The following is a 7,155-nucleotide window of genomic DNA, read 5'->3' as shown; positions in this document are numbered from 1 at the left end:
GCAGGGCACAGGCCCGTCGTGCCGCCGCGCGCAAGGCGAAGCCGAAGCCTCGCTCGGCGCCGCGGAGCCGCCCGAAGCCCAAGCCGAAGCCCTCGCATCAGAGGAAACCCACTCAGCAGCGGGTGCAGAATGCCAAGCGCGAGCTGGCCGGCGAGGCCCGTGACAACGCGATCGACAGTGCTGTCAACGGAGGCGGCTGCCCGACGTCGAACAGCTTCGTGCCCGGCACGCTGGTGCTGATGGCCGATGGCACCCGCAAGCCGATCGAGGAGATCAAGGTCGGCGACAAGGTGCTGGCCACCGATCCGAAGACAGGCGAGACCAAGGCAAGGACGGTCACCGCCACGATCATCGGCGACGGTGCGAAGAACCTGGTCAAGGTCACCGTCCGCACCGCCGAGGTATCGCCGCCGGTGCCCGCCGCCGACGCCCCGGACGGCAACGGTGGCGGCAGCGGCAGCGGCGGTGGCCAGTCGCCGCCGGTGCCCGCCGCCGACCGTGGTGACAGTGCGGACCGGGACGGCTCCGGCGGTTCACCGGTCACGGCCTCGGTGGTGGCCACCGACGGCCACCCGTTCTGGGTGCCGGAGCTGGGCGAGTGGCTGGACGCCGACGAGCTCGAGTCCGGTCAGTGGCTGCGGACCTCCTCCGGCACCTGGGTCCAGATCACCGCACTCGAGTCTTGGACCCAGCGGGCCACGGTCCACAACCTCACCGTCACCGACGCCCACACGTACTATGTGCTGGCGGGAACCACTCCGGTGCTCGTTCACAACGTAAACGAAGGCGATCTCTGCAATTTGACTCTCGGGCCCAACCTGAAGGGGCAGAAAGCGGAGGGGGTTACTGCTGAGCGTGGAGACACTGTTCTCGCCCACGAACAGAGGATGATCAACGAATTCGGGGATCGGAACGGTTGCGCTGCTTGCGGTGCCGAAAAGTCTGGCTACAAGGATGGGCACTGGACTGGCGACCACAACCCGCCGAACAAGCTCTCCCCGAATGGTCCGTGGACTCTCTATCCGCACTGCAAGGCATGTTCCAAACAGCAGGGTGGAATCGTGCGAACGCTAATCAAGGAGTACTACGACTTCCCGGTGCGGAAGCCGAGACAGTAGGTGGATTCAATGATGCTTTTCGCCTCGTGCACGACAAGATTCGCGCATGGTCTGGTTGTTGCTGCCGCGCCCGGGAGTGTTGACAACCACGCAGGCTGGGAAGCGGCTGCTGATGTAGTGCACGGTGGTCCGGACTCCTTGTTCGTCGCGGTGCAGCAAGCCGCCAGTGGTCCGGTGTCAGTCCAATGCGTGCAGGGGCCTTACCAGCCGAGTGGAAAGGTTCTTGTGTACTCAGGGAATCTGACTCTCCCCAAGGCATCCCTCGAAATTTCTGATCCGAATGAATCGGTGAGGCTGCTGATTCCCGTTCCGAATGTAGAGAACCGGGTCGACGTCTACGGAGACGGAACCGATGAACCTGATGAGGTGGTCATCGTTCTGACAGGCGATGATTCGTGGTGATCCACAAGTTCTGACGGAGGAGGTTCTGCCCGATAAGTCGGCCGACGCGATAACTTCCCATCTCTGCGTGGCGTCCTTCGTCTTTGCGTAGCGGTGAATCGTCCCCTCTCGGAGCGCAAGAAGCCCCGCCGGATTTCGTTCCGACGGGGCTTCTTGGGCGTTTGACGGCAACGTCAGCGGACGACGGCTACGGCACATGGGACCTCGGGGTCGTCGTCCATAGCCTTCCAGAAGGAACTGACCGGCGGGATGGCGGAGTGACCGACCACCGCGGCCCGTGGCGGGCTGGGGCGCGGGGATCCGGAGAGTTCTCACCGCGCCCGGCGGAGCTGCGGAGGGCTTCGGAACTGCCCGCTCTCGAGAGCGAGGGAGACGGGAGGGCGGCCCAAAGCGGTGGAGCGAGGTCGTCAGCGACCGGTCCCGCCTCCTGCGGCCGGTGACTCCGTCACCTTGCAAGGGCGGCTTCCATCCTGCTCAAGATGCAAGGGGCGACGAATCGCATGGTCAAGGAGGCGGGGGTTTCAGCTGTTTGAAGTGGTCCGAGGTCAAGGAGGTCGGCGCTTGGGCGGCGGGAAGAGGGGGCGCTGGAGGTGAGGCTGACTGCCACGGGGGTCGGGTTCTTCGGGGACCACGAAGACGAGCCCCCGGACGTGGCTGGGAACACGGGAGGGCCCTGGTGAGCAAGGGGTTGTGCGAGGCCGAGATCGGTCGGCACCGGTGGGCCGGTCTCCACACCATGGAGGACCGCTCTGAGCGGGTTCCGGACGCTTTGCACCGGATGGTCTCGGGAGAGATCGAGGAAGAGGTCATGGAGGCCTACTGGGACCTGGAGAACACCGTGGTCGTCCAGGGGCAGCTCTTCGACTCGGTGCTCCCGGCGCTGTCGGTGCTCCTCGCGGCGCTGACGGAGGAGATCTCGGTCGAGGCGCGTGACGCGGTGGTGGAGTTGATCCACCAGATCGTCTCCGGCGAGTCCGACGAGGAGGAAGTCGAACGGGGGAGCCCCGATCTCGGCCCGTGCTGCCGGGAGTTGGCGAGGGAGGGGCTGTGGCTGCTGTACCGGGAGCTGGGCACCCGCAGGCGGGAGAACGCCGAGGCGATCCTGGAGGCGATCGACCCCGACAAGGAACGCCTCGCGGTGCTGCGGTCCTCGGTACGGGGGAAGAGCGCACCGAGGTGAGCTCCTGGAGCCGGGCGGTGGCCTTCACGTGAACAGGCGGCCGGAAGAGGAGCCGGCGCGGTGCCCGGCGACCTGAAGGTGTGGAGGTGGTCGAGGTGATGAATGCGGCCCATGGCCGGGTTCCTGCCTGGTTTCCGGGCAACAGGAAGGCGTACGGGCTTCTGGTGGAGCTGTCCGATCGGTGAGCGGATCGAGGACCTGATCGACGTCTTCGACAATCTGCTCCCCGAGGAGTGAGCCTTCCTCGGGTGGCGCGGGCCCGGCCCGGTGGACGGCACCGGAGCCCGGCGTGCCTTTGCGGCACCGCCGCGGTACGTGCGTCACCCGTGCCCGCACCCGAGCCGCCCGCCGGGAGTGGCACCGGGCGGGAGGTAAGGGCGCGGGGGGGGGGGGGGGGGGGGGGGGGGGGGCGCCCGGCGCCCCCCGCCCCCCCCCCCCCCCCCCCGCCGGTCGCCGCGAGTGGGGCGGGTGGGACTCGAACCCACGACCGACGGATTATGAGTCCGCTGCTCTAACCGGCTGAGCTACCGCCCCGGGACGGCGCGCCACGCACATCTGTGCGCGCCGTCTGCCGCAGCATAGCCGCTCATACGATCTCCCGCCCGTGCCGGGGTGAGGTGGGGGCGGTGAGGCCCGTCACCGCGGGCCGAAGGTCGGTCGCCGGAACGGAGCAGGCCTCCCGGTGGCGGCCCGGCAGGGCTCCGGGCACATGAAGAAGGGCCCCTCGCGAGGCCCTTATCGTTCTGCTCCCCCGACTGGACTCGAACCAGTAACCTGCCGGTTAACAGCCGGCTGCTCTGCCAATTGAGCTACAGGGGACTGCTGCTCGGAGGCGCCCGTTCCGGTTTCCCGGGGGCGTTCCCCGCTGGCGAGGAATACAGTAGCGCATGCCGGGGGGTGCTCTGAAATCGGTATCCGCGGCGCGCCACGGGGTACTCGGTGGAACATCCGCCGCAGACCGACAGGGCGCACACCCGCACAGTCGGGGTGCGCCGGGAGAGACCTGAGAAAGGGTGGAGCCATGCGCTACCGGCTCACGTTCGTCGTAGGAGTGGCCGTCGGGTACGTGTTCGGCACGCGAGCCGGGCGGGAGAAGTACGAGCAGCTGCGCGAGAGCGCCCGGAAGCTCGCCGAGAACCCCGCGGTGCGCAACGCCTGCGAGTCCGCCGCGCACAACGGGCGGGAGATGGCCGGCAAGGCGCTGAACACGGTCTCCGACCGGATGGGCGACCGCATGCCGGGCCCGGTGTCCGACAGGGTCCGCATGCTGCGCGGCCGCCGCGTCGAGCAGCGCACGCCGTTCGACGACGGCTGGGGCACCGGCAACGCCTGAGAACGCCCGGCGTAGGCGGTGTCCGGAGCGCATCCGGCGCTCCCGGCGGCGGGCCCGGCTCAGGGGCCGTCCGGCAGCCGTCCCGTGCGGGAGGGGACCAGGAGGGGAGCGAGCGGATCACCGTGCCTCTCCAGCCGGGAGACCGGATCGCCGGCCGTGAAGACGAGGTCGCCGGGCTGTTCGCAGCCGGCGACCTCGTCCCATGTCACCGGAGTGGAGACGGTCGGCCTCGGCCGTGCGCGCAGGGTGTACGGGGCGGCGGTCGTCCGAGTCCACAGGTTCTGGCCGTGGTCGATGAAGACCTTCCCCTCGCGCAGCCGCCGTGGCACCCGGTCCACGACGAGGTCCGGCAGCGCCTCGGCCGCCTCGCGGGCCAGCCGCTCGGCGTAGCCGGCCGCGGACTCGGAGTCGGAGGGCCGCAGCGGGGCGAGTACGTGCATCCCCTTGGAGCCGGAGGTCTTGGCGTACGAGGGCAGGCCGTCGCGCTCCAGCCGGTCGCGCAGCCACCGGGCGACCGCGCAGCACTGCACGATCGTGGCCGGGGCGCCCGGATCGAGGTCGAACACCAGCCGGTCGGCCATCCCCTCGGCGGGGAGCCGCCACTGGGGGGTGTGCAGTTCGAGGGCGGAGAGGTTGGCCGCCCACAGCAGGGTCGGCAGGTCCTGGACGACGACCTGCCGGTCGGTCCTCCCGCCGACGCGGTGGACCTCGCACACCGTCACCCACTCCGGTGTGCCGGGCGGTACGTGCTTGGCCGTGAACGAATCGGCCTCCACGCCGCGGGGGGCGCGGACGAAGGAGGCCGGACGGTCGCGCAGATGGGGCAGGATCGCCTCGGCGACGGAGGTGTAGTAGTCCACGACATCGCCCTTGGTGAAGCCCGCGGCGGGATAGAGGACCCTGTCCAGGCTGGTCAGTTCGATCGTCCGGCCTTCCACCACGGTGCTCGTCATGCGGCGCGGGTTCCACGGGCGGAGCCGTCCATGCGGGGCGCCGTACCGCGCATCGCGGCGGAACGCGGGCCGGGTGCCGGCGGGGGAGGGGTCGTTGCGGGGTGCTTCGGGCTGCGGCTAGCCTGTGTTCGTGATTCCGGTCATCCTTCGGAATCTCGAACAAATGCGGGTGCCGGCGAGCCCGGAGCCCTCGGGGAGAAGGGGAGGGCTGCCATGGGGCGCCTCGTGCCGGCCGTGACCAGGGCTCTCGACATCCTGGAACTCTTCCTCGACGGGGACGGGATCCTGTCGGCGCCGGAGATCACCCGGAGACTGGGCCTGCCCCGCACCACCGTCCACGAGCTGGTGACCACCCTGGCCGCGCGCTCGTATCTGGTGCCCGTGCCCGGGCAGCCCGGACGTTACCGGCTCGGGGTGCGCACCTACCAGCTCGGGAGCCGCTACGCCGAGCAGCTCGACCTGGCCGCCGAAGGGCAGCAGGTGGCCCGGAGCGTCGCCGAGACCTGCGACGAGACCGTGCACGTGGCCATTCTGGAGGGCGCGGACGTCATCTACATCGCCAAGGTGGACAGCACCCACGCGGTCCGCATGGTCTCCGCCGCGGGCCGGCGCCTGCCCGCGCACTGCACCTCGGTGGGGAAGATGCTGCTGGCCTCGCTGCCCCCGGACGAGCTGGACGCGTGCCTTCCCGGCCCCGGCGACGAGCCGCTGCGGGCCATGACGGAGAGCTCCATCACCTCGCCGCAGGAGCTGCGCGAGGCGCTGGCCGAGATCCGCGGGCGCGGCGTCGCCGTCGAACGGCGCGAGTCCAATCCCGATGTGAGCTGTGTGGCCGCGCCCGTCCGGGACGGCACGGGGAAGGTGGTCGCGGCGCTCAGCATCTCGGTGCCCATGATCCGGTGGAGCGAGGAGCGGCGCGCCGAGCTGGAGAACCTGGCGGTCGAGGGTGCGGCCGAGCTGTCGGTGCGACTGGGGCACCGCGGCGCGGCGTAGCCGGGCCGGCAGGGGCGGGCGGACGGTGGGCGGCTCGCGAGGAGAGCCGACGAGGAGAGAGGGGCGGGACGGCATGGCCGGATCGGGGAAGACGGCGCGGCTCGAGGTCGCGGTGCGACAGGGGGCGCTGCTGGGCGAGGGGCCCACCTGGGACGCGGAGCGCGAGCGCCTGGTGTGGGTGGACATCCTCGCGAGCCGGGTGCACACCTACGCCCCGGCCGACGGCCGCCGCACGGTGCTGGCGACCGAGCAGCACGTGGGCGCGGCCAGGCCGCGGGCCGGGGGCGGCCTGGTGGTCAACCTCCGCGACGGGGTGGGCCTCTACGACGGGGACGGCTCGTTCTCGTGGCTGCGCCGCGAGCCCGTCGCGGGCCGCCGGGGCAACGACGCCGCCGTCGCCCCCGACGGCGCGCTGTGGGCGGGCACGATGGCTTACGACGAGCGTCCGGGCGGGGGCACGCTCAGCCGTGTCGCCCCGGACGGCTCGGCCGTCACGGTCCTGGCGGACGTGGGCATCAGCAACGGAACGGGCTGGAGCCCGGACGGGCGGCTGATGTACCACATCGACACCCCCACCAGACGGATCGACGTCTTCGACACCGAAGGCCCCGGGGTGCGGGGCCGCCGGACGCTGGCACGGATCGAGGAGGGCGCGGGCTTCCCCGACGGCCTGACGGTGGACGCGGAGGGCTGCGTCTGGGTCGCGCTGTGGGGCGGGGGCGCGGTCCGGCGCTACACCCCCGACGGCAGGCTGGACCGGACGGTCGCCGTCCCGGCCTCCAACACCACCTCGTGCGCCTTCGGCGGGCCGGGGCTGCGGGACCTCTACATCACCACGGCCCGGACGGGCGCCGACCCCGGTGCGGAACCGCTGGCCGGTTCGCTGATGGTGCTGCCGGACGCGGGGGAGGGGCTGGCGCAGCCGCCCTTCGCGGGCTGACACCTGATCTTCACAGGAGAGCCTCCCCTCTTCCCGCCGATCCGCCACCACCGCCTCCGGCGGAGCCGGAACCCGAGCCGGAGCCGACGCCCGCCTGCGAGCGCTTCCTGTGGTGGTGCAGCTAGTACTCCAGTCTGACTTTGCGATCTTGCTGCGGACCCGGCTGGAAACGGGTACGGCCACCGCGTGATCATCGGTTGGTGTGTGGACAAACGAAGATCGTGCGGTGGCCGCGG

At 70.7% G+C, this 7,155-nt stretch carries 8 protein-coding genes and 2 tRNA genes; 7 read left to right on the top strand and 3 right to left on the bottom strand.

Annotation, left to right across the window (positions count from 1 at the left end):
- From AC2CJA_RS21825 to AC2CJA_RS21810, 4 genes are all read left to right on the top strand, one after another.
- The coding region (locus tag AC2CJA_RS21825; RefSeq protein ID WP_484604374.1) for a polymorphic toxin-type HINT domain-containing protein at positions 1–1,118 on the top strand (1,118 nt) is incomplete at its 5' end.
- 9 nt (positions 1,119–1,127) lie between these two features.
- Positions 1,128–1,520, top strand: a complete 393-nt coding sequence (locus tag AC2CJA_RS21820) for a hypothetical protein (RefSeq protein WP_484604373.1) — start codon at positions 1,128–1,130, stop codon at positions 1,518–1,520.
- Positions 1,521–2,196: 676 nt separating this feature from the next.
- Positions 2,197–2,700 (top strand): hypothetical protein, encoded by a 504-nt coding sequence (locus AC2CJA_RS21815; RefSeq protein ID WP_484604372.1) that lies wholly within the window; start codon positions 2,197–2,199, stop codon positions 2,698–2,700.
- Between the two features lie 111 nt (positions 2,701–2,811).
- A complete protein-coding gene (locus AC2CJA_RS21810) occupies positions 2,812–2,937 on the top strand; it encodes a hypothetical protein (RefSeq protein WP_484604371.1) in 126 nt (41 codons plus the stop codon).
- A gap of 223 nt (positions 2,938–3,160) precedes the next feature.
- Here the strand turns inward: AC2CJA_RS21810 and AC2CJA_RS21805 are convergent.
- A tRNA-Ile gene (locus AC2CJA_RS21805) sits at positions 3,161–3,234 on the bottom strand.
- A 212-nt stretch (positions 3,235–3,446) separates the two neighbouring features.
- Positions 3,447–3,519, bottom strand: a tRNA-Asn gene (locus AC2CJA_RS21800).
- 202 nt (positions 3,520–3,721) lie between these two features.
- Between AC2CJA_RS21800 and AC2CJA_RS21795 the strand changes: the two genes are divergently transcribed.
- The gene (locus AC2CJA_RS21795) at positions 3,722–4,033 is read left to right on the top strand and encodes a YtxH domain-containing protein (protein WP_484604370.1); all 312 of its coding nucleotides are present in this window, start codon (positions 3,722–3,724) and stop codon (positions 4,031–4,033) included.
- 59 nt (positions 4,034–4,092) lie between these two features.
- Here AC2CJA_RS21795 and ligD read toward each other — a convergent pair whose 3' ends face one another.
- A complete protein-coding gene (gene ligD, locus AC2CJA_RS21790; RefSeq protein WP_484604369.1) occupies positions 4,093–4,986 on the bottom strand; it encodes a non-homologous end-joining DNA ligase in 894 nt (297 codons plus the stop codon).
- A gap of 213 nt (positions 4,987–5,199) precedes the next feature.
- On the opposite strand from ligD, the gene AC2CJA_RS21785 reads away from it, so the two are divergent.
- The gene (locus AC2CJA_RS21785; protein ID WP_484604368.1) at positions 5,200–5,979 is read left to right on the top strand and encodes an IclR family transcriptional regulator; all 780 of its coding nucleotides are present in this window, start codon (positions 5,200–5,202) and stop codon (positions 5,977–5,979) included.
- A gap of 73 nt (positions 5,980–6,052) precedes the next feature.
- Entirely contained in the window at positions 6,053–6,919 is an 867-nt protein-coding gene (locus AC2CJA_RS21780) for an SMP-30/gluconolactonase/LRE family protein (protein ID WP_484604367.1), read from the top strand.
- The last annotated feature ends 236 nt before the right edge of the window (positions 6,920–7,155 follow it).

The sequence above is a fragment of the Streptomyces sp. ATLC9 genome, assembly GCF_057196705.1.
The sequence above is the reverse complement of the archived record's forward strand: the minus strand, read 5'-3'. Positions and strand labels throughout refer to the sequence as shown.

Excerpts from the sequence above, each read along its gene's own strand:
- AC2CJA_RS21820 (WP_484604373.1), top strand. The coding sequence starts at position 1,128 with ATGATGCTTTTCGCCTCGTGCACGACAAGATTCGCGCATGGTCTGGTT.
- AC2CJA_RS21810 (WP_484604371.1), top strand. The coding sequence starts at position 2,812 with ATGGCCGGGTTCCTGCCTGGTTTCCGGGCAACAGGAAGGCGTACGGGC.
- AC2CJA_RS21795 (WP_484604370.1), top strand. The coding sequence starts at position 3,722 with ATGCGCTACCGGCTCACGTTCGTCGTAGGAGTGGCCGTCGGGTACGTG.
- ligD (WP_484604369.1), bottom strand. The coding sequence starts at position 4,986 with ATGACGAGCACCGTGGTGGAAGGCCGGACGATCGAACTGACCAGCCTG.
- AC2CJA_RS21785 (WP_484604368.1), top strand. The coding sequence starts at position 5,200 with ATGGGGCGCCTCGTGCCGGCCGTGACCAGGGCTCTCGACATCCTGGAA.
- AC2CJA_RS21780 (WP_484604367.1), top strand. The coding sequence starts at position 6,053 with ATGGCCGGATCGGGGAAGACGGCGCGGCTCGAGGTCGCGGTGCGACAG.